We start from the raw sequence: 19,868 nt of genomic DNA on the forward strand, positions 1-19,868 counted from the left end.
ACCAAACGTTTTAACAGTATGTAAAGAACGTACGGTAAAAACTGTATGAAATATTCATCCGGTTTCCTGCCCGATGCTCCCAAATCCGGCCTCTGAGGCTTCTTTACTTTTAAAAGTGGTTTTTCTACAATAGACCAAGAAGGTTGTTGCCTCTGGACTTTCGTCTGTAAACGATATGTGATCTGCGAAAGACTTGCGAGAGAATGGCCGAACATAAGGAGGCTGCAAGCATGGGCTTGGACCTGGGTAAAGTAGAACAGAACGCCGCGCTTCATAAAATGCGCAAGCGTGTCATAGAAACGATTGGACGAAATATGGACCTATACGGCATTTCCTTATCCACCGGACATCTTTACGGCCTGCTGTTTTTTGCGGACAAACCGATGACGCTTGATGAGATGGGTAGCGAAATGAAGATGAGCAAAACCAGCATGAGTACGGGCGTCCGAACGCTGCTGGACATGAAAATGGTGAACAAAGTCTGGGAGAAGGGTTCGCGTAAGGACCTGTATGAAGTGGAGTACGACTGGTACCAGACCTTCACCGACTTTTTCGACATCAAATGGAGGAAATCCGTGGAGAGCAATATCATGATTCTCCGTAAATCGATGGAAGAGATTGATAAGATGGAGAAAAAGTACGCGGATGACGCCGAGATGATGGACATGCTGCACCAGGATAAGGCCAAGATTCAGGATGCTTTTGCTTACTATCAGTGGCTGAATAGGCTGATCGACACGTTTGAAAATGGCGACATTTACAGGCTGGTGCCGAAGGAGCCGCCTGCCAAGGAATAACCGATAAGGACCGGGATGCGGTTGCATCTGCGGTCCTTTTTTTCAAGATATAAGAAAGTTTATAAATTTCAGCGAAGCTGAACCATTCTATAATCGCAAGAAAAACTACATCTAAAAGCGGTCTGAAACGTTTCCTGAAACCTTTATCCGCCGACTCGCGTCAGGAAGAGTAATAAAACCAGAGATAATGGGGGATATCCATGAAACCGTACCGATGGACAATCATGTTACTGTTGCTTGCCATGATTTTCGGCTGTTCGGATAGTCTGAAGCCTGGCAATGACGGGGCTCAGCCACCATCAACCGCCCAAACGGAGACGCCTGCGGGTACCGACTCTGCCGACCCCAAGGAGCCGTCTGCGATTGAGCCCGCCACCGAAGGCGCAGATGTCATTGACATGCACGGCATGGTGGAGAACCGCGAACTGCTGGATGCCTTTATCGGTCAATCGGAGGGTTCACAGCGTCTTATCCGGTATACGATTGAAGGCGATCCCATTTACCACGATTTGACGCATAAAGACGGACGGGTTGAACTTCGCTTGGATACAACCGAGGATAAATTCGGCCAAGGGCAAGTCAGAACGTATTCCTGCAGCAAACTGAATCGTGAAGAAACGGATACGTATATCAGCTATATACTGACAGGCTGCGACGGGGAGTCCAAGAACATGGAGCTGCTGCACATTTCTTTTGACGTAAGCAAGCAGGACCGTTTTGAATTTGTGCTAAAGTACGGGCCTTTTGGAACCCATGAGATCAATACTGTAGAGCAAAAGCTACTCAAAGATCTCGGAAACGGTCAGATGGTGGAGGTCAGCGATTATAGTCTGCCGGAACAGGACCGCCAAAAAATTTACAGGGAGCTCGTGCTTGCCGGCTATCTGAATGAGAAAAATCTCTCCTCCACCTGCAGCCTGCAGAATGGGAACAGCTACGATCTAAAGGTGTTTATTAATGGCGGAGAGCGCCATTTTCAGTGGAAATCATGCGATTCAGGTCCAGATGGCAAGCAGATGACTGCCGCAGCAAATGAAATGATTCGTATTGTGCAGGCGGGGACTGACCCTATAACGAATTAAGAAATTCGTAAGGAAGAAGAAAGAGAAACGATAGATTCATTTTATAAAATGTTGGCATGGATTTCTGGTTTTCTGCCGTCTAACGGAATAGAAGCCAAAATCCCCCAGGGGGCAGGGGGGAGGCTGGTTTACGAGAAGACCAAATATGGAATAGAAGGACGTGACCAACATTGAATATGTTAGCTTCCATTTCAAAAGCAAGTGCACAGTCGGTATGGATGGCCTGGGAATCGGTTTTTGATCAAATTACGAAACTGCGGAGCGCTTCCGTGAAGAAATATGGTATCTGTAAGCTTGTGATCCGGCGGCATCATGGAAAAAGCCTGGAGTGCCATGACGGACAATGGATTCATGCCAGAGATTGGGTAGGAGAGCTTCATCTGGATAACCGGCAGGTGCTGCAGCTCTCCAAGGAAGTAGGGGCAGACCGGGCCGCTCTGCTGACGGCCAGAATGCTGCGGAGATCGATGAAGCAGATCAGCGCTGCCATGGACACAGACCCTAAGCTTAGCCATGTCAAGGCACTAACCGGAATAACGCTGCTGCACCGCGGCATCATTCACGGACTTGGCTTTGAGCTGCATCCGCTGGAATCCAAAGGGTTTCGAATGTTCTCCACCTATTATTTACGGCTTTTGCTCCGGGTGCTGCATCCGGTAGGCCGGGAACGAACGAAGAAAAATGCTCCCAAACTGGTCCCTAAAATGCTGTTGATGAGCAGAGAGGCTCTGTTTGCACGCTATAGCAAGGATGAAGTGGCATGAGTATCTTGCTCAAGCTCATCGCAATGTCTGTTTTGATATATATGTTCATTCCCTTTGTCATCACGAGGATCTGGGGGGTCGGCGTCGCCGTTCAGGGCCGGACCAGCCGGCAGATCGCTTTGACCTTTGATGATGGACCCGATCCGCTGTACACGCCAAAACTGCTAGATTTGCTGAAGCAAAAAGGAATCAAGGCAACCTTCTTTGTGCTCGGCAGTAAGGCGGAGCGTTATCCGGAGCTCATCAAACGCATGTATCTGGAAGGGCATCAGATCGGTATACATAACCATACGCATCTTCCCAATTGGTTCATGAGTCCACGTCATATCCGGGATCGGCATGTTCACCGGACCGCAAGAATCATCGAAGCGATCACGGGGGAACGCCCGACGTTTTACCGCCCGCCCTGGGGGATCTTAAATATAGGCGATTTATTCACCCTGCGGAAAACTTACCGGATCGTGCTCTGGTCGGCGATGGGTCGGGATTGGGGGAAGGAACAAAAGAGCAAGCCGCTGAAGGAACGGATTATAAATCGGCTTGAGCCGGGAGCCATCATCGTGCTGCATGACAGCGGCGACACCTTCGGAGCTATGACTGACGCGCCGGGTCGGATGATCGCAAGCCTTGAAGAGGTGCTAGAGGATGCCCGAATCCAGGGATATGCATGCGTGCGGACGGATGAACTGCTGCAACAAGATGGTGCGCGCAGCGAGCTTTCGGATGGCCTTAAGGTGGGATGATACATATGTTTAACGAACCGTATCTACAGGAGTCGGTACGGCGGGCTCGTTGTCACGGCCCAGCCTGCGGCTTGCCGTTTCTTTGCGGCCGGTGGCAGGAACATGGTTTGTCGCTTTGGCGAGGCCGAATACCGGCATGTTGTTGTATACGGATTCGTAGTTTCCTTTCGGGATAATATAGGTTTCGTGAAAAATGCCCACCGTGCCGTCGGTACCAATTTTACGGTTAAAATCCCTCCAGGCCTTCAGATGCTTCTGACCTTTTCGCGCGTAATCCTCGAGCTGCTCAAAGGAATCCCAGTATTGAACGATGCAGACTCTACGGAATGAAAAGTACATATGACCTTCCTTAAAACCCAAATCGCGATTCATATACAGCTCCCGGATCATGCCAGGCATGGCCATGAATACAGGCAGCCACCGGTGTACCGCCCACAGGCGGTTGATCCGCATCCCGATCAGGAATACCACAAAGGAATCTTCTGTTTGCGCCGTGTAGCGGCCCGGAATTACTTTTGTCATAAAGAACAACTCCTTTTTACAGAAAGTTTATTTTTCGATCAGCTTCAGGTGGTTTTCGTAAAAAGACATGACATCCTTCGATCCGTATAACCGCGAGGTAAGGAAGCTGCCGTAAAATGTGCTGATCAGAAACGGTACTGCGGCCTCGGTTTGGATTTCCGGCTTTAATGTTCCGTCTCCTTGGGCTTCATTCATGATCCGGCTGAATAATGCGAACATATCGGGGCTTTCAGCGCCGATGTCCTCCTGGCCGGGAAATAAAAGCATCACCTCGGCTTCACTCAGCTTCGGCATGCAGCAGTGCATATTCATCTCAGACAGGAACGCGATCAGGCTGGGCATAATGCCTTCGTTTTCGGATGTGTCGTCAGCGATTTGCCTTAAAATCAGCCGCATGGCTTCGAATCCACGGAGCTGCCGTTCTTCAATCTCGATGATCCGGTGGGTCAGCCACACCCGCATGTAATATATGAGCAAATCCTCCTTTTTGCCGAAAAATTTAAAGAAGGTAACGCGGGAGATCCCAGCCATCCGGCAGATGTCATCCAGAAGTACGTCTTTGAACATTCGGTCCTGGGTAAATGATAAACCGGCTTCGTACAGCGCAATTTTGGTTTTGGCTTTTTTTAATTCCCGGAGAGGGATGTCGTTGATATTCATATGTACGCTCCAATCATTAACTTATGTTAATAAATTAACTTAAGTTAATTTATTTTGTCAAGATAAAGCAGCTTAAAAATTTATAGTGCAGAAAAAACCCGAAAAAAAGTTGTAAAAAAGTTCAATCTTATGCGATCAGGGAGTCAAAATTATACTTTATTTATGAAAGCGGATACAGCAACTAACACCGCATGTTAGACAAACTTGGAGCAAAGGATTTGATAAGCATGAGAATGATCTATCTGGACATTGACTCGCTGCGCCCGGATCATATGAGCTGCTATGGCTATCATCGCCGGACGACACCGAATCTGGACCGGATTGCGGCGGAAGGCATGCGGTTCGACAGCTGCTACACAGTTTCCTCCCCGTGCGTGCCTTCGCGTGCCAGCTTTATGTCCGGACGTTACGGCGTCAATCATGGAGCGCTGACCCACTGGGGACCGGGCTGCGAATTCCAATATCCGGAGGGAGACGGGCACAGCGAGCGCATTCCTTTCTTTACGCGCTATCTCCGCAAGGCAGGCATGAAGACGGTCACCTTCTCCACATTCGGAGACCGGCATCACGCCTGGTGGTATTTTGCCGGCTGGAACGAAGTGCATACCCATACGCTCAAGGAAGGCAATGAGAATGCGGACGAAGTGAACGCGGCCGTTATTCCTTGGCTCAGGTCCCATGGTAAGGAGGACAATTACTTCCTGCATATCCAGTACTGGGACCCGCACTGCTATTATACGTATCCGAAATCGTATATGGAGCAGTGGCAGGATTCGTCGGTCGCGGCTTTCCCGGATGAAGCGCAGATTGCGGCGCAGCAAAAGAACACCTTTCCGCGCTCGGCATCCTTCCTGCATTGGGGCGACAACTATCCGGATACGATGCCCGGAGCCATCCGGAGCCGCACCGATTTCAAGCATCTGATCGACGGTTACGACGGAGCGGTGTCATATATGGATTCGTTTGTAGGAGAGCTGCTGGAAACACTGCGAGAACTTGGCATTGAAGATGAGGTCTGCTTCGTTGTCAGCGCGGATCACGCCGAATCCATGGGCGAGCAGGGCATCTATGTTGAGCATCCATGCGCCACTGAGGCGGTGCATCACATTCCGCTGATCATCAAGGCGCCGGGAATCGCAAGGACAGGCGGCTCGTATGATGGTTTCCTCTATAATGTGGACGTCATCGCAACAATCACCGATATGGCCGGTTTACAGGTTCCGTCCGGCTGGGATGGAAAGTCGTATTTGCAGGCTCTGAAAGGCGAAGATATGGAGGGACGCGATTACCTGGTTATGGAGCATGCCTTGTATACTTGCCAGCGTTCGGTTCGGGACCGTAGATGGTTCTTTTTAAGGACGTACCACCAGGGACTTTACGACTTTGACGAAGTGATTTTGTACGACATGGAGCGGGATCCGCATCAGACGCGGAACGTGGCCGGGGAGCATCCGGAGATCGTGAACCTGATGGAGCACCGGATTGCGAAATGGCTGCAGGAGCAGATGAATAAACCGGGCTACAAGGCCGATCCAATGCAAAAGGTGATTGAGACCGGCCCTTATAAATACTTGACGGAAGATGATTGGGTGAACCGTCTGCGCAGCAAAGGATATGAGGAGGCTGCGGCGAAGCTTCTTGGCCGGCGGGCAGATGAAGGGATGAAACCAGCGTATGAATTTTGATACCGCAAGAACAAGAGGAGGAGGAACAGCATGAAGGCAAGCCGCATATCTGCACGGCTTATTACGCCGCTCTCGGTCATTTGCGGGATATTGATATGGTATGCTTTGTCTAAAATACCGAGCGTCGGCGCCATCATCACGGATCCGTTCAAGATCGCGAAGACGCTATTCATTGAAGCGAAAGCAGGCAGCCTCTGGACGAATATATCGGCTAGTATGCTGCGTGTGCTCGGAGGTTTTGCACTCGGACTGGTCGTAGCCATTCCCGTCGCATTTGTGATGGGCTGGTATGCGAATATCCGGGCGGTGATTGAGCCTTGGATCCAGTTTTTCCGCACGATCCCGCCAATTGCATTAATTCCACTGGTCATTGTCTCTCAAGGGATCGGAGAATCGGCGAAGATCGCCGTCATTTTTATTGCGACCTTCCTAGTGATGGTCATCTCGATTTTCCAGGGCGTCCGCAACGTGGATCCGACACTGATTAAAGCCGCGCGGGTGCTGGGCGCAACCGACCGCCATATTTTCTTTGAAGTGGTTGTGCCGGCATCATTCCCTTACATTCTGGTTGGTGTGCGTCTAGGTCTTGCCAGTGCATGGACGACGCTTGTCGCCGCGGAAATGACCGGAGCCAACAAGGGGCTTGGCAACATGGTCATGGAAGCCAGTCTGTATTTCCGGATGGACCTTGTCATCATGGGTATCTTTGTCATCGGTGTGATCGGCCTCGCGATGGATAAAGGTGTACTCTATCTCGAAAGGAGACTGACAGGATGGCAGGAACTGCGCAAGTCTTAATCCCGGCATCGCCCGTATTGGAGCAGCCTAAGATCAAAATTGAAAATCTCAGCAAGGCGTATCAGGTTCGAAATGGCAGGCTCATCGCCTTAAGCGATGCGAATCTCGACATTATGCCTAACGAATTCATCAGCGTAGTCGGTCCAAGCGGCTGCGGTAAAACAACGCTGCTGAACATCATTGCCGGCTTGGAGCAGGCCACCTCCGGCAATGTGGAAGTCGACGGGAAGAAGGTGACCGGACCGGGAAAAGAACGTGGCGTCGTGTTTCAGCAGTACGCCCTGTTCCCTTGGAAAACGGTCATCAAAAACATAGAGTTTGGCCTGAAGCTGCGCGGATACAGCAAAGCCGAGCGGCGCGAAAGGGCGGAGCAGTACCTGAAGTACGTCAATCTGAAGGATTTTGCCCATGCGTATCCCAAGGAACTGTCTGGCGGAATGAAGCAGCGTGTCGCGATTGCGCGGGCATATGCGGTTCAGCCGGAAGTGCTGCTGATGGACGAACCATTCGGAGCGCTGGATGCCCAAACGCGGGCTCAGCTGCAAGAGGATCTGCTGAAGACCTGGCAAACGGAGAAAAAGACCTGCTTCTTCATCACCCACGATGTGGAAGAGGCTGTCATTCTGGGGCAGCGCGTCGTCATCATGAGTGCAAGACCGGGCCGAATCAAGGAAATCATCGATGTGGATATTCCGTATCCTCGGGATCAAACGACAAAGATGGATCCAAGGTTTATTGAGATCAAAAACGAGATTTGGTCCAAGGTGTACAAGGAGTATTTGGAAGTACAAAAATAAGAAAGCGTCTTTTTACATTCTCTAAAGAAATATTAAGGGGGACATGGTTGTTTATGAAAACAAATACCAAAAAAGGCTTTCGTGCTTCACTTCTGTTATCCGTACTGATGTGCTTGACGCTGATAATGAGCGCCTGTGGCGGTTCCGGCAATACAAAGGCTGCGGAGGAGCCGGCAGGGGCTTCAACCTCTACCGGACAGGATGCTCCTAAGGAAACGAAAACGGATGCTCCCAAATCGCCCGTGAAAATCAACGTCGGCTACATTCCCGATCTGAACGGCGCAGCTCCGATTGTGATTGCGGATGAAAAGGGGTTCTTCAAAGACGCAGGGCTGAACGTCAATGCCGTCAAGTTCTTAAGCGGTCCGCCTGAATTCCAGGCCATGGCTTCCGGAGACCTGGACATCGCCTATATTGGACCTGGCGCGACCTTCCTGGCCGCTCAAGGACAGGGCAAAATTATCGCGCTGGCCAGCCTGGGTTTTGGCGATATGGTGTATGCGACGAAGAAATCCGGGATTCAGGAATGGAAGGATCTTAAAGGCAAAACAGTCGGCGTTCCTAAAGGGACCTCTGGTGAGATGATTCTGAACCTGGGGCTCGAAAAGGGCGGATTGAAGCCGTCCGATGTGAACATCGTTAATATCGACGTGGCCGGTGCGGTTTCGGCCTTCGTAGCAAACAAGGTGGATGCGGTGGCGATTTGGTCGCCATATACCAAGGAAATCGAGAAGCAGCTGGGTAAGGAGAATATCGTGAAGCTTGGGGATAACCGTACCTTCTACCCGGAATATGTATTCCCGGCCAGCTGGGTCGTGAATCCGAAGTTCCTGGAGGAAAAGCCTGAGGTGGTACAGCAATTCCTCGAGGCGTGGGTGAAAGCCAATGATTACAAAATCAAAAACGTGGATGAGACGATTTCTTTGACCTCCAAGTATACCCAGGTGCCAGAGGACTCGCTGAAAGAACAATTCGAAACGATGGAATGGATTGAATCCTCCAAAATCGCAGGCTATATGAAGGACGGCACAACGGTGAAATGGTTCGAGAACCTGGAGAAAATGTTCGTGACAAACGGTAAAATGACTGAAGTCGTACCCGGTGACAAGTTTATCGCCACCGAGCCGTTCGTGAAAGCGCAGGAGGCGGCCGGCAATTAATGGCCACTGCGCACTTTATGGATTAGATGCATGATATTAAGTTCGCGGAGCAGGGAGATGACCTCCTTGCTTCGTTTTTTATTGAACTTTTTCAGGATCACGTTGATCTGCGACTTGATAGTAGAAATCTCCACCTGCCGTTGCTTGGCGATCTCGGAAATCTTATAGTCACTGTAAAGCAAATGGATGATTTCGAGCTCGCTTGGCGTCAGCTGGGACAGGATCATGGTCGCCTGGAACAGACTTTCCTGGTTTTTGCGGATGCGGGTAAATTCACTTTTGATTTTATTCGTAATTTCCGGATGCATCTGTGATATGCCTTCATACGCGCTGCGTACCCGCTGGACGATTTCGTGATCCGGACGGGTCTTGAGCACATAATCCACTGCACCGGTCTCGAAAGCGCTGAAGATTGTTTCATCATCCTCATGTACTGTAAGGAATACAATCCGTGTCTGGGGGAATTCCTCCAAAATATGCTTCGCATGAATAATTCCGTCATGCTTGGCATCCATTTCGATATCCATCAGCACGACATCCGCGCGGGTGGTCCGCATCAGCTGCAGAGCCATTTTGCCGCTCGCAGCCGTTCCGGCGATTTGAATATCCTCATGCCCCCTCAGGATGGAGCAGAAATGTTCACGCAGTACGTCTAAATCCTCGGCAACAATGACCTGTATGGGCGCTTTGTTCATTGCGTTGTACCTCCCTTACGCTGTATGCTTCCGATAAATCGGCAGGACGATCTGAAAAGTGCTTCCAAAGCCAGGTTTACTCTCTACATGGATACGCCCGTCATGACCATGCACAATTTGTTTGGCGTAGGATAAACCGACACCCCAGTTGCGGGTTGTGTTTTTACTGGTGACAAACGGGTCAAAAATGGCTCGCAGCTGCTCTTTTTCCATGCCACAGCCGTTATCCGTAATACTGATAATATTGAAATTGCCTTCGGGATACGAAGTAATCTGAATGGTTCCACGCTGTTCTTCCGGAATGGCCTCCGCCGCATTGGTCAGGATGTTGTAAATGGCTTCGGACAGATGGGCTTGATCGGCCAAAACAGTAATACTCTCGGCCTCTTCGAATCGGGTGTGGACTTCAAGCGCTCTTGAACCGGTATTGAACCTGCTGAGCACTCCATCCATAAGCTCACAGATAGATACCGAGCGGAGCTGTAGATGGGTTGTTTTGATGGATCGGTACAGCTGGTCCAGCCGCTCAAGCGTTTCGTGTACGACCACATTGGCCTTGACCAGCGGCTCTTGGCTGACGCCGTGATCATCGCTGGAGGGATTCTGTCTGGCTTGGTTCAGGAGCACTTGAATGATGAGCAGCTGATTTTTGATCCCATGCGTGAATACCTTGATGCCCATATCGGCTGTCTTCAGCTTTCGCTCCAGCAGCAGCGTTTCTTCGCCCATTTTTTTCTCGATGTCGGTGTAACGCCAGATGGAGAAGAGGCTGATGCCAGATAGAATTCCCGTGATGCCAATGCCGAGATACCATTCAAACAGAGTCAGCGGTGGATTGAAGTTGGAAAAATCCGAATACAGAACATAGTAGGTGCGCACATCCGTCACTTGCATCGGGCCCATGAAGCCTAGGTAAAAATAAAACAGCACAAGCGCAAACACGCCGTAGAGAATATGCTTGATCTGCTTTTTCAGCCAGGGGATGGTGACATGAGAATAATAATAGACAATGAGCGATGTGGCGTAAAGCGCAGAGATGACAAGCCATCCGCGGGTGATATAGCTGATGATATAAGTGCTTCTTGGACTGAGTAGACTTAGCATGGGTTTGTAGATGACCGGATCGTAAAAAATGATATTGAGCAGAGGCAAAATAGCATGAAGGGCAAGCGCGAGTACACGGTGCTTCATCTGATTATTGTAGAAGAGAGATAGGGACAAGCCGATAAAGCCGAAGATGAACAGTGATCTGCCGATTGTGATCATGCGGCTGACGCCATCGATGCTGATCGGGGAATGGAGCAGCATATCGCGGATCGCATCATTGAAAAAAAGCACGATATTGACCCGGTAATAGAATCCACCGTATTTGGCGATGAACAGGACGAGTCCGGACATGCTGAGAAACCATCCGAGCAAAATAATAGACATCCAGTAAACGGACGGGTTGCGAGCCTTGGCGATAAACATGATAATCATGGCCGACATCAGGAGAATCAGTAGAATCGTCATCTCTGTAAAGCTCCTTTGATGGATCTATTCAGGCTTCGGCTTGTAGGTTAGCGCTGGGATGTATCCCTTTTCATTGTACATGAATTTGTTTGAATTGTAAGATATATCCTTATGGAAATTAAGAACATTCTACTTTAACAGAGCTTTAGATATTAGAAAAGAGTGCTCCCGAGTTTGTTCCTAAAATGCTGATGATGATAGACTATCTGTCATTCAACATTTTGCTATACTAATAGTTGGCTTACGGAAAGCTTGAGGAGGAATTGTATGTACCGGATTTTTATAGTGGAGGACGATCGTAAAATTAGTGCTGTCCTGAAAAGAAATATGGAGAAATACGGATATGATGCTTCGTGCGTAACGGAGTTTCGCGACATCATGCAGGAGCTTGAAGCGTATGCACCCCATTTGGTCATGCTTGATATTAACCTGCCATACTTCGACGGTTATTATTGGTGCAGACAAATACGTAAAAAGTCCAACTTACCGATCATCTTCATATCCGCCCGAGCGGGTGAGATGGATCAGGTGATGGCCATAGATAACGGCGGCGATGATTACATCACGAAGCCGATCCATTTAGACCTTTTAATAGCGAAGGTAAAAAGCGTACTAAGAAGAGTTTACGGGGATTATGCGGCATCCACCGGGCTTGCTCAGTCGCCTGAGAGCGAGTTAAACGTACAAGGCTTGCGACTGAATCTTAGCCGTAATGAACTGATATGGGAAAAGCGGAAAACCCAGCTTACGAAGAATGAACAGCTGTTAGCTGAATGCTTCATGCAGCAGTACGGAAGGACCGTCTCGCGGGATCAGCTGCTTGGGACGTTATGGGACAATGCGCAGTTTGTCGATGACAACACGTTGACCGTCAATGTGGCGAGATTGCGAAAGAAGCTCGAGGAGCTGGGGCTGCAAAGTGCGATCGCGACGGTACGAGGAATGGGATATAAACTGATTTTAAGCGCTGAGCAGGGGGAGACGAGCTCTTGAGATTGCTGACTTTAGCTTTATTCCTTCGTGATCGGCTCATTTATGTGGTATCAGGATTACTTATTATGGGTATCGGCGTCTGTTTAATGCTGCTGGAAAATGCGCGTTATCCAGGATTGATGGAAACGAGCACGATATATTATTTTGTGGCTGCTGCAGCATTCTTTTTGATTCTTGGACTTGCTGTTGACTACATTCGGCAGCGTGAGTATTACAAACAGCTTAGAAATGCGATTGAACGGTCTGATGAATTGCATGTTGAAGCCATCGTGCAATCTTCAGTAACTGCTGAGCAGCAACTCGTTGCGTGCTTGCTTAATCAGCAAATGAGCGCTTATCTAAATAAACTCGGTGCATACCGCCGTCAGCAGGAGCTCCATAATCATTTTGTGCTGCAATGGGTGCATCATATGAAGACGCCTTTATCGGTTATTGATTTGCTTTTGCAGGAGACCTCCCAGCAGATTCCATCTTCGGAGAAGGAGCAGAAAGAGCTCACCCTTAGTCTGCATGAAGAAGCAGATCGAATGTCGAGAGGTCTGGAAATGCTGCTCCATACGGCACGCTTAGACAAGTTCGAAATGGATCTTCATCTCAAAAAAACGCCGCTCCACAACGTGATTCGTGACGTTCTGATTGCTCACAAACGTCTTTGTATCCGTCATTCCGTTATACCGCAAATACATGGTGAGGCATGGATAGAAACGGATGAGAAGTGGATGACGGTCGTACTCAATCAAATCGTCAGCAACGCGATCAAATACAGCAAGGACAAGCAAGATGTGAAGCATCTTATGATCCACATGGAGCAGAATACAGACACTGGCTGCAAGCTTAGCATAACTGATGAGGGGAGCGGCATAGCACCTCACGATATACCACGAATATTTGATCCTTTCTTCACCGGTGAGAACGGACGGTCTGCGGGGGAATCGACGGGAATGGGACTGTATTTAGCGAAACAAGTGTGCAGCAGGCTCGGTCACGAACTGTCCGTATCGTCGGAGCTTGGTGTCGGTACGACGTTTACGATCACTTTTCAGCCCGCCGGCATTCATCTTCTTGGCAGCCAAGCAGACAAGGACAGGCACGCTTTGTGACAACTTTGTCATGTTCGAAGCGTGTTTTTTGTTATATAAATCGATGGGTTCGGTACTCATTGCCCGCTATACTAAACGTTGTTAAGGCAATCAAACTACAAACGGGGGGAGGGAGATCAAGCGATGAGTGTTCTTAAAGCGCAGGGGCTTGGTAAAATTTTCAGCTCCAAAGGGAATGTCATCTGTACAGCATTAAATGACATCGACCTGCAGGTAGAGGCCGGCGAATTTGTCGGCGTTATGGGTCCGTCGGGAAGCGGGAAGACGACGCTGCTTAATCTGCTCGCAGCAATGGATCGTCCAACATCCGGCCATATTGAAATTAACGGTATGAATCCGAACAAGCTCAGTGATAAAAAATTGGCGCTTTTCAGAAGGCGTGAGCTTGGCTTCGTCTTTCAGGATTTTAATTTACTAGATTCTCTGAGCATCAAGGAAAATATTATTTTGCCGCTTGTGCTCGATGGGACTGCTCCCAGGTTGATCGAGGAGAGGCTGAATCCGCTTGCTGAATGGCTGCAGATGACGAATCTGTTGAACAAGCGCACATATGAAGTGTCTGGCGGCCAAAAGCAACGTGCGGCTATTGCACGCGCGCTTATTAATGAACCATCGTTAGTGCTCGCTGATGAACTGACAGGTAGCCTGGATTCCAAGTCAGCGAAGGATGTGATGGAGTCGCTGCAGGAGATGAACGTAAGATTGAAGGCTACTGTTCTAATGGTGACTCACGATCCATTCTCAGCGAGCTATTGTCAGCGCATCGTGTTTATTAAAGACGGAAGAATCTTCTCGGAAATTCGGCGCGGTTCGAATCGGCAAGCATTTTTCCAACAAATATTAGACGCGCTGAGTGTACTGGGAGGGAATTTTAATGACGCTTCGTTCGCACGCGCTTAGAAACCTTCGCGGCAACTGGCGGTCATACAGCGCGTTTTTTATGAGCAGCGTCTTCTCCGTCATGATTTTCTATATGTATGCCGCATTTGTTGCTCATCCCGACCTGACGAGTAGTCATATCATTGGAACTTCGCAAGTAAGGCTGGGCATGGTGTTTTGCCAATACATTATCGTTATTTTTTCGTTTCTGTTCGTGCTTTACTCCAATGCCGCATTTCTAAAATCAAGAATGAAGGAATTCGGCCTTCTATATATGTTCGGAATGACTCGTATGCAGCTTCGCCGACTTATCGTATATGAAAGCACAGTTATTGCAGTTATGGCGATCGTTGCCGGTATCGGCTTAGGGGTACTATTCAGCAAGCCATTCTTTATGGCGCTCGGTGTGCTGCTGGGCATGAACGATCCCATTGCCACTCTTGTACCGCTTCATGCGCTATGGATAACGGCTGGCGGCTTCTTTATGCTGTTCACACTCATTTCGATTGAGTCGGCAATGCGTGTGGGGCGTACAGAAATTGCTCTATTACTTAATGTAGGAGACAGATCGGAGGAGCAGATTGTTTATACACCATGGCTTGCCTTGCTTGCAGCCGTATGTTTAGCATCCTCTTATGGTATGGCTTTGATGTTAAATGCATCGAACTTCAGCATGCTTGCGCCCCTTGTCCTGCTTACGGCTATCATTGGAACTTATCTGTTATTCACGCAGTGCAGCGGCTTGCTGCTGCGATTGGTTAAAAGTTGTAAAAGGGTCTACTACAATCGAACGAATCTGATCGTATTCGCTCAGCTTGGCCTTAAGCTGAAGGAAAATGCGCGAATGCTGTTTATTGTGTCGATTTTGAGCGCAGTTATTTTAACGGCATCCGGAACGGTTTATATGTTAGAGCTTGCGCTGCAACTGAACGATATAAAGACGCAGTATGATGATCCCCAAGGAGTCATTTCACTAACGATGTTTATTGGCGTGTTCATTAGTTTGCTGTTCTTTATCGCATCCGGTAGTATGATTTACTTCAAATTGTTCACGCAGCTGAAAGAGGATCAGATGCAGTATAAGGCACTGACCCGAATCGGTATGACGCAAGCCGAGCTTCGAAAAATCGTCTATATGCAGGTCGGTATTCTTTTCTTCGCGCCATGCCTTGTCGGCATCGTACATGCGTTGGTCGCACTTAAAGCATTAAACAACCTCCTTATGGTATCCAATTGGATCTATTCGTTCGTCATCATCGGCATTTATTTGGCCATGCAGACGATTTACTTCCTGGTGGCCTGCAACAGCTACATGAAAAGCATAAATTTGACCAAGGGGAATCGGTAATGAAAGTAATGAAACCATCAGTAAAAATAGGTATGTTCATGATTGCTATGATTTTGGCGGTTAGTGGTTTTACACCTAAAATAGCTAACGCTGACTCAAGTGAAAAAATTCAGAAGATTAATCAGTTTGTTGAACAGCAGCAAAGCATAAGTAAAATTCCGGGAATATCGGTAGTTATAGTAGAGAAGGGGCAAACGGTCTATCAAAATAGCTTCGGGTACGCTGATGTCAAGGCGAAAACACCTGTGACCGATAAAACGTTATTTGAACTCGGATCCACATCGAAAGCTTTCACAGGTTTAGCCATTTTGCAATTGGAAAAAGAGGGATTGTTGAAACGATCTGACGATGTCCGGAAGTATATCCCATGGTTAGAGTTAAAATATAATGGGGAGCCGCAAACGATTACTATAGATCAGCTGCTTCATCATACCAGCGGAATACCTTCGAATTCAATCACGCATATTCCAGAAAGTAATGCAGAAAACGCCCTTGAGCTAACCGTGAAAACATTACTGAACCAGCAGTTGGATCGTAAGCCAGGCAGCTCTTTTGAATACGCGACAATCAACTACGATATACTGGGACTCGTTATCGAGATGGTAACGAAGCAGCCCTATGATGTGTATATGAAACAGCACATTTTAGAGCCGATAGGTATGAAAGACTCGTTTGTTGGGCTGCATCAGGTTCAATCCGCTGAGATGGCATCCGGTTATAAAATTGGATTTATGAAAGAGCAGGCTTACACACCTCCCATTTATCGGGGAAATATACCAGCTGGATATATGATCAGCAATACAAATGATATCGCGAAGTGGATGAATCTACAGTTAGGAAACAATCTGAGCCATGCGATCGACAAACTGCTCATCCAAGAATCACACATCCCGGATCAGTCCGTAGAGCCTTTTGATAAAAATACTTACTATGCCAGCGGATGGGGAGTCCAGCAAAAAAACGATAAACCATATATATTTCATGCCGGAGAGAACCCGACATTTACCTCATATTTCATCATGCAGCCTGATGAGCAATTGGGAGTAGCCATTTTAGCCAATATGAATACAAGTTTTACGACAGCCATTGGTCAAGGCGTGATGGATCTGTGGGAAGGGAGCAACGTTACTAATAATCATTCCGACAGCTATCAAAAGTTAGATCAAATCGTGACAATACTATGTATATCCGCCTGTTGTTTCTGTGTACTGTTTATGATGTTAACGTTAAGAATCATGGGGAGGATCGCTCGAAAACAACGGATTTGGACATCGTTAAACGTAAAGAGGATCTTGCTATTATCGGTACATACGTTGATTGTAGCTGCAATTTTGACACTCACGATCATAATCCCGAAAATTTTAGGAATGCCTTGGACATTTATTAAAGTATGGGCTCCGACGACGATCTCGGTATTTCCATATTGTATCCTGGCCGCATGCATTATCTATTTTATTTTTGGGTTATCGCTCATTCTGACCAAGAAAATGAATTGCAGTAAAGAAAAAACAGCAGCTCGCGACATGGGAGCTGAAATGTAACATTTGAGAAGCGACAGCCTTTACAGAAACAGCGCAGTAATCGGTGCTTGTCAGGCTAGTCTGCATAATGTGAACAAGTCCCTCATAGACATGTATCAATCAAGTAAAACATGTGCTAAAGGGGATGATGTCATGCGCCGGATGTCATGGGTACTCGCCATGATCTTGTGCGTCACCGTCGTATTTGCCGGGTGCGGCAAAAAGGACGCTGCTTCCGTAGTCAAAGGATTGAATAATGTTGCCGACACACTGCAAAGCAAGGAGGGATCTTATAGAGGGACGGGGAAAATGACGCTTTATACGGGTGAAAAACCGCAAGAGTATAACATTGAAGTATGGTACCAGAACCCTTCCTATTACCGGATCAGCCTGACCAATGCCCAAAAGGATGTTACACAGATCGTGCTCCGCAATGATGAAGGAGTGTTCGTCCTTACACCAAGCCTGAACAAAAGCTTCCGCTTTAAGAGCGATTGGCCGGAGAACCAGGGGCAGGTGTATCTGTACCAGACGCTAGTGCAAGGCATCCTGAGCGATAATACCCGCCAGTTTGCTATGGACAAAGACAGCTATGTATTTGACGTTGCGGCCAATTATCACAGCCAGTCTCTCGTTCGCCAGAAAATTTGGTTGAGCAAGGACAATTACGCGCCTAAGCAGGTGCAGGTTTCCGATGCCGATGCGCATGTCATGGTAGAAGTGAAATTCAGTGAGTTCAAGTTTGACGCCAAATTTGAGAAGGATTCCTTTGATATGAAGCGCAACATGACAGCGTTGGATGATCCTACATTGGGTATGGTGACGCAGGTGGATGAGAACGGAAATCCGATTACGGATGACCAACAGGCAGACGGCAGCACCGCTACAGCTCCGAAAGAGCTCGGGGACTTTGGAATGATCATCCCGAACTATATGCCTGAAGGTGTTGAGAGCAAAGACACGAATAAAATGGAAAATAGTACAAATCATACGGTGATTCTCCGTTACGACGGAACCTATCAATATACCATCATGGAGTCCCGTTCGCAGGATATGGCCGTTTCCGCGCTTGCTTCGGGAACCGTGATCGATCTCGGATTTACGTCTGGCCTCCTCACCGGTGATGATCAAAAGATGCTGACCTGGATGAATGATGAAGGCATCGAATTCCGCATCACGAGTGCAGATCTTCCAGTGGATGAAATGATCAAAATCGCCGCGGATTTACAGACACAATCGGGTAAATAATACAAAATAGGCGGATTGCCGAGTTGTTAGAGCTGACTCCTCTACAATGACGGCATCCGCCTGTTTTTCTTCTGACGCCGTGTGGTACGGTAAACTTGCCTCAATCCGGCCAGCCGTGGTTCATTGACAGTGACCTTCTCGAACATTACGATTAATGAGCGAGCTAAGTGTAAAACGTAAGAGAAGGTGACTACAAAAATGCAAGTTCAATATAGAGCTACACAAGCTATAATCAATCTGGATCATTTGCGTGCCAATTATACGGCATTCCGCCGGGCACTTCCTAAAGAAATGATGCTTCTGGCCTGCGTCAAAGCGGATGCTTATGGACATGGCGCCGTAGAAGTGGCACGGGAGCTGGAGCAGGCGGGCGCGGACTACCTCAGCGTGGCTTTTCTGGATGAAGCGATTCAGCTTCGCCAGGCGGGCATTCAAGTGCCTGTGCTGGTACTTGGATATACGCCGCCCGAAGGTATACAGGCAGCTTGGGAGCATCAGGTAACCGTGACGGTATTCAGTCCGGAGGTACTTGAAGCCATTAAAGCTCTGCCCGCAGAGAGTCTGAAGCGTCCTTTGAAGGTGCATATCAAGATTGACAGCGGCATGGGCAGATTGGGACTTCTCCCTGGAGAAGCCGCCATTTCTTTTATCGAAAAAGCGATGGCACTGCCTCAGGCTGAGGTGGAAGGCATGTTTACCCATTTTTCCAAGGCGGATGAAGAAGATAAAAGCTATACACTCGAGCAATACCGGCGTTTTACAAGCGTAGTGGATGCACTGAAAGAAGAAGGCGTAAGCCTCCCGATTCTTCATACGGGAAACAGTGCCGCCGCGATTGACACTCCGGAGCTATCGTTCAACATGATCCGCATCGGAATCAGCATGTATGGGCTATACCCTTCGGATGAGGTCAACCGGCAAAAGGTAGAACTGATCCCGATATTGACGCTGAAGACTAAGGTTGCCTATGTCAAAACGCTTCCGCCTCATTGGGGCGTCAGTTACGGCGCAAGGTATGTAACGGCTACCGAGGAAATCATTGCCACGCTTCCGATCGGCTACGCAGACGGATATTCCCGGATGCTCAGCGGCAAAGCGAAGGTATTGATTCGCGGCCGCCGCGTTCCGGTGGTCGGAACGATTTGCATGGACCAATGTATGGTAACGCTGCAATCTTTTGCTGAAGAAGCAGAAGAAATTCAAATCGGTGAAGAGGTTGTGCTCATCGGTCAGCAGTCTGGGGAATGCATTTCCGCAGATGAGCTGGCATCCTGGCTGGGTACCATTCACTATGAAGTCATCTGTATGATTGCTAACCGGATTCCGCGTCTCTACACCAAAAACGGGGCTCCCTACACCCTGATCAATCCTTTGATCAGCTAAAGTGACAACACCATATATAACCTTTTACCCAGCAGAAGGAATAACTTGCATGCTTCTCGAATAAAGAATTGTGCCGAGATTGTCTGTACGGAAATGCCGACTGTAGTTTATAATGGAATGCAGCATACCTGATATATCTTCGGCATATATATTCCTTTGTATAAATTTCCTTGAAAAAAGTT

19 protein-coding genes are annotated in these 19,868 nt (G+C 48.3%); 15 read left to right on the top strand and 4 right to left on the bottom strand.

The window, feature by feature from the left end:
• Positions 1-230: 230 nt before the first annotated feature.
• The 4 genes from MUG84_RS15280 (at position 231) to MUG84_RS15295 (ending at position 3,386) form a co-directional block, all read left to right on the top strand.
• The gene (locus tag MUG84_RS15280; protein WP_244726142.1) at positions 231-797 is read left to right on the top strand and encodes a GbsR/MarR family transcriptional regulator; all 567 of its coding nucleotides are present in this window, start codon (positions 231-233) and stop codon (positions 795-797) included.
• 200 nt (positions 798-997) lie between these two features.
• Positions 998-1,879: a DUF4362 domain-containing protein gene (locus MUG84_RS15285; protein WP_244726144.1), complete on the top strand. Its 882-nt coding sequence runs from the start codon at positions 998-1,000 to the stop codon at positions 1,877-1,879.
• 176 nt (positions 1,880-2,055) lie between these two features.
• Positions 2,056-2,643, top strand: coding sequence for a YkoP family protein (locus MUG84_RS15290; RefSeq protein ID WP_244726855.1), 588 nt, complete (start codon positions 2,056-2,058; stop codon positions 2,641-2,643).
• Entirely contained in the window at positions 2,640-3,386 is a 747-nt protein-coding gene (locus MUG84_RS15295; RefSeq protein ID WP_244726146.1) for a polysaccharide deacetylase family protein, read from the top strand. The genes MUG84_RS15290 and MUG84_RS15295 overlap by 4 nt, the downstream gene beginning before the upstream one ends.
• A 9-nt stretch (positions 3,387-3,395) precedes the next feature.
• Here MUG84_RS15295 and MUG84_RS15300 read toward each other — a convergent pair whose 3' ends face one another.
• The gene (locus tag MUG84_RS15300; protein WP_244726148.1) at positions 3,396-3,908 is read right to left on the bottom strand and encodes a DUF4188 domain-containing protein; all 513 of its coding nucleotides are present in this window, start codon (positions 3,906-3,908) and stop codon (positions 3,396-3,398) included.
• A gap of 27 nt (positions 3,909-3,935) precedes the next feature.
• Positions 3,936-4,568 carry a TetR/AcrR family transcriptional regulator gene (locus MUG84_RS15305; RefSeq protein WP_244726150.1) on the bottom strand — a complete coding sequence of 211 codons (633 nt, stop codon included), beginning with the start codon at positions 4,566-4,568 and terminating at the stop codon, positions 3,936-3,938.
• Positions 4,569-4,795: 227 nt separating this feature from the next.
• On the opposite strand from MUG84_RS15305, the gene MUG84_RS15310 reads away from it, so the two are divergent.
• Genes MUG84_RS15310 through MUG84_RS15325 form a run of 4 tightly spaced genes read left to right on the top strand, consistent with a single transcriptional unit; the run spans position 4,796 to position 9,008 of the window.
• A complete protein-coding gene (locus MUG84_RS15310; protein ID WP_244726152.1) occupies positions 4,796-6,253 on the top strand; it encodes a sulfatase family protein in 1,458 nt (485 codons plus the stop codon).
• Positions 6,254-6,283: 30 nt separating this feature from the next.
• A complete protein-coding gene (locus MUG84_RS15315; protein ID WP_244726154.1) occupies positions 6,284-7,051 on the top strand; it encodes an ABC transporter permease in 768 nt (255 codons plus the stop codon).
• Positions 7,027-7,848 carry an ABC transporter ATP-binding protein gene (locus MUG84_RS15320; RefSeq protein ID WP_244726156.1) on the top strand — a complete coding sequence of 274 codons (822 nt, stop codon included), beginning with the start codon at positions 7,027-7,029 and terminating at the stop codon, positions 7,846-7,848. The genes MUG84_RS15315 and MUG84_RS15320 overlap by 25 nt, the downstream gene beginning before the upstream one ends.
• Positions 7,849-7,901: 53 nt before the next feature.
• The gene (locus MUG84_RS15325) at positions 7,902-9,008 is read left to right on the top strand and encodes an aliphatic sulfonate ABC transporter substrate-binding protein (RefSeq protein WP_244726158.1); all 1,107 of its coding nucleotides are present in this window, start codon (positions 7,902-7,904) and stop codon (positions 9,006-9,008) included.
• Here MUG84_RS15325 and MUG84_RS15330 read toward each other — a convergent pair.
• Both MUG84_RS15330 and MUG84_RS15335 read right to left on the bottom strand, forming a co-directional pair.
• On the bottom strand, positions 9,005-9,703 hold the full coding sequence (locus MUG84_RS15330) for a response regulator transcription factor (protein ID WP_244726160.1): 699 nt from the start codon (positions 9,701-9,703) through the stop codon (positions 9,005-9,007). The genes MUG84_RS15325 and MUG84_RS15330 overlap by 4 nt on opposite strands.
• Positions 9,704-9,718: 15 nt before the next feature.
• Entirely contained in the window at positions 9,719-11,215 is a 1,497-nt protein-coding gene (locus MUG84_RS15335) for a sensor histidine kinase (RefSeq protein ID WP_244726163.1), read from the bottom strand.
• 267 nt (positions 11,216-11,482) lie between these two features.
• On the opposite strand from MUG84_RS15335, the gene MUG84_RS15340 reads away from it, so the two are divergent.
• From MUG84_RS15340 to alr, 7 genes are all read left to right on the top strand, one after another.
• A complete protein-coding gene (locus MUG84_RS15340) occupies positions 11,483-12,208 on the top strand; it encodes a response regulator transcription factor (protein WP_244726165.1) in 726 nt (241 codons plus the stop codon).
• On the top strand, positions 12,205-13,308 hold the full coding sequence (locus MUG84_RS15345; protein WP_244726167.1) for a sensor histidine kinase: 1,104 nt from the start codon (positions 12,205-12,207) through the stop codon (positions 13,306-13,308). Before MUG84_RS15340 ends, MUG84_RS15345 begins: the two co-directional genes overlap by 4 nt.
• A 123-nt stretch (positions 13,309-13,431) precedes the next feature.
• Positions 13,432-14,208 carry an ABC transporter ATP-binding protein gene (locus MUG84_RS15350; RefSeq protein ID WP_244726169.1) on the top strand — a complete coding sequence of 259 codons (777 nt, stop codon included), beginning with the start codon at positions 13,432-13,434 and terminating at the stop codon, positions 14,206-14,208.
• On the top strand, positions 14,183-15,535 hold the full coding sequence (locus tag MUG84_RS15355; protein WP_244726172.1) for an FtsX-like permease family protein: 1,353 nt from the start codon (positions 14,183-14,185) through the stop codon (positions 15,533-15,535). The genes MUG84_RS15350 and MUG84_RS15355 overlap by 26 nt, the downstream gene beginning before the upstream one ends.
• Positions 15,535-17,076, top strand: coding sequence for a serine hydrolase domain-containing protein (locus MUG84_RS15360; protein ID WP_244726174.1), 1,542 nt, complete (start codon positions 15,535-15,537; stop codon positions 17,074-17,076). Before MUG84_RS15355 ends, MUG84_RS15360 begins: the two co-directional genes overlap by 1 nt.
• 132 nt (positions 17,077-17,208) lie before the next feature.
• Positions 17,209-18,303: a DUF4367 domain-containing protein gene (locus tag MUG84_RS15365; protein WP_244726176.1), complete on the top strand. Its 1,095-nt coding sequence runs from the start codon at positions 17,209-17,211 to the stop codon at positions 18,301-18,303.
• A 198-nt stretch (positions 18,304-18,501) separates the two neighbouring features.
• Positions 18,502-19,686 carry an alanine racemase gene (alr, locus tag MUG84_RS15370; RefSeq protein WP_244726178.1) on the top strand — a complete coding sequence of 395 codons (1,185 nt, stop codon included), beginning with the start codon at positions 18,502-18,504 and terminating at the stop codon, positions 19,684-19,686.
• Positions 19,687-19,868 lie beyond the last annotated feature (182 nt).

The organism is Paenibacillus mangrovi (genome assembly GCF_022898935.1).
In the GTDB taxonomy this organism is placed as follows: domain Bacteria; phylum Bacillota; class Bacilli; order Paenibacillales; family Paenibacillaceae; genus Paenibacillus_AQ; species Paenibacillus_AQ mangrovi.

What these genes read in the sequence shown, in the direction of transcription:
- MUG84_RS15280 (WP_244726142.1), top strand. Translation starts at nt 231, where the DNA reads ATGGGCTTGGACCTGGGTAAAGTAGAACAGAACGCCGCGCTTCATAAA.
- MUG84_RS15285 (WP_244726144.1), top strand. Translation starts at nt 998, where the DNA reads ATGAAACCGTACCGATGGACAATCATGTTACTGTTGCTTGCCATGATT.
- MUG84_RS15290 (WP_244726855.1), top strand. Translation starts at nt 2,056, where the DNA reads ATGTTAGCTTCCATTTCAAAAGCAAGTGCACAGTCGGTATGGATGGCC.
- MUG84_RS15295 (WP_244726146.1), top strand. Translation starts at nt 2,640, where the DNA reads ATGAGTATCTTGCTCAAGCTCATCGCAATGTCTGTTTTGATATATATG.
- MUG84_RS15300 (WP_244726148.1), bottom strand. Translation starts at nt 3,908, where the DNA reads ATGACAAAAGTAATTCCGGGCCGCTACACGGCGCAAACAGAAGATTCC.
- MUG84_RS15305 (WP_244726150.1), bottom strand. Translation starts at nt 4,568, where the DNA reads ATGAATATCAACGACATCCCTCTCCGGGAATTAAAAAAAGCCAAAACC.
- MUG84_RS15310 (WP_244726152.1), top strand. Translation starts at nt 4,796, where the DNA reads ATGAGAATGATCTATCTGGACATTGACTCGCTGCGCCCGGATCATATG.
- MUG84_RS15315 (WP_244726154.1), top strand. Translation starts at nt 6,284, where the DNA reads ATGAAGGCAAGCCGCATATCTGCACGGCTTATTACGCCGCTCTCGGTC.
- MUG84_RS15320 (WP_244726156.1), top strand. Translation starts at nt 7,027, where the DNA reads ATGGCAGGAACTGCGCAAGTCTTAATCCCGGCATCGCCCGTATTGGAG.
- MUG84_RS15325 (WP_244726158.1), top strand. Translation starts at nt 7,902, where the DNA reads ATGAAAACAAATACCAAAAAAGGCTTTCGTGCTTCACTTCTGTTATCC.
- MUG84_RS15330 (WP_244726160.1), bottom strand. Translation starts at nt 9,703, where the DNA reads ATGAACAAAGCGCCCATACAGGTCATTGTTGCCGAGGATTTAGACGTA.
- MUG84_RS15335 (WP_244726163.1), bottom strand. Translation starts at nt 11,215, where the DNA reads ATGACGATTCTACTGATTCTCCTGATGTCGGCCATGATTATCATGTTT.
- MUG84_RS15340 (WP_244726165.1), top strand. Translation starts at nt 11,483, where the DNA reads ATGTACCGGATTTTTATAGTGGAGGACGATCGTAAAATTAGTGCTGTC.
- MUG84_RS15350 (WP_244726169.1), top strand. Translation starts at nt 13,432, where the DNA reads ATGAGTGTTCTTAAAGCGCAGGGGCTTGGTAAAATTTTCAGCTCCAAA.
- MUG84_RS15355 (WP_244726172.1), top strand. Translation starts at nt 14,183, where the DNA reads ATGACGCTTCGTTCGCACGCGCTTAGAAACCTTCGCGGCAACTGGCGG.
- MUG84_RS15360 (WP_244726174.1), top strand. Translation starts at nt 15,535, where the DNA reads ATGAAAGTAATGAAACCATCAGTAAAAATAGGTATGTTCATGATTGCT.
- MUG84_RS15365 (WP_244726176.1), top strand. Translation starts at nt 17,209, where the DNA reads ATGCGCCGGATGTCATGGGTACTCGCCATGATCTTGTGCGTCACCGTC.
- alr (WP_244726178.1), top strand. Translation starts at nt 18,502, where the DNA reads ATGCAAGTTCAATATAGAGCTACACAAGCTATAATCAATCTGGATCAT.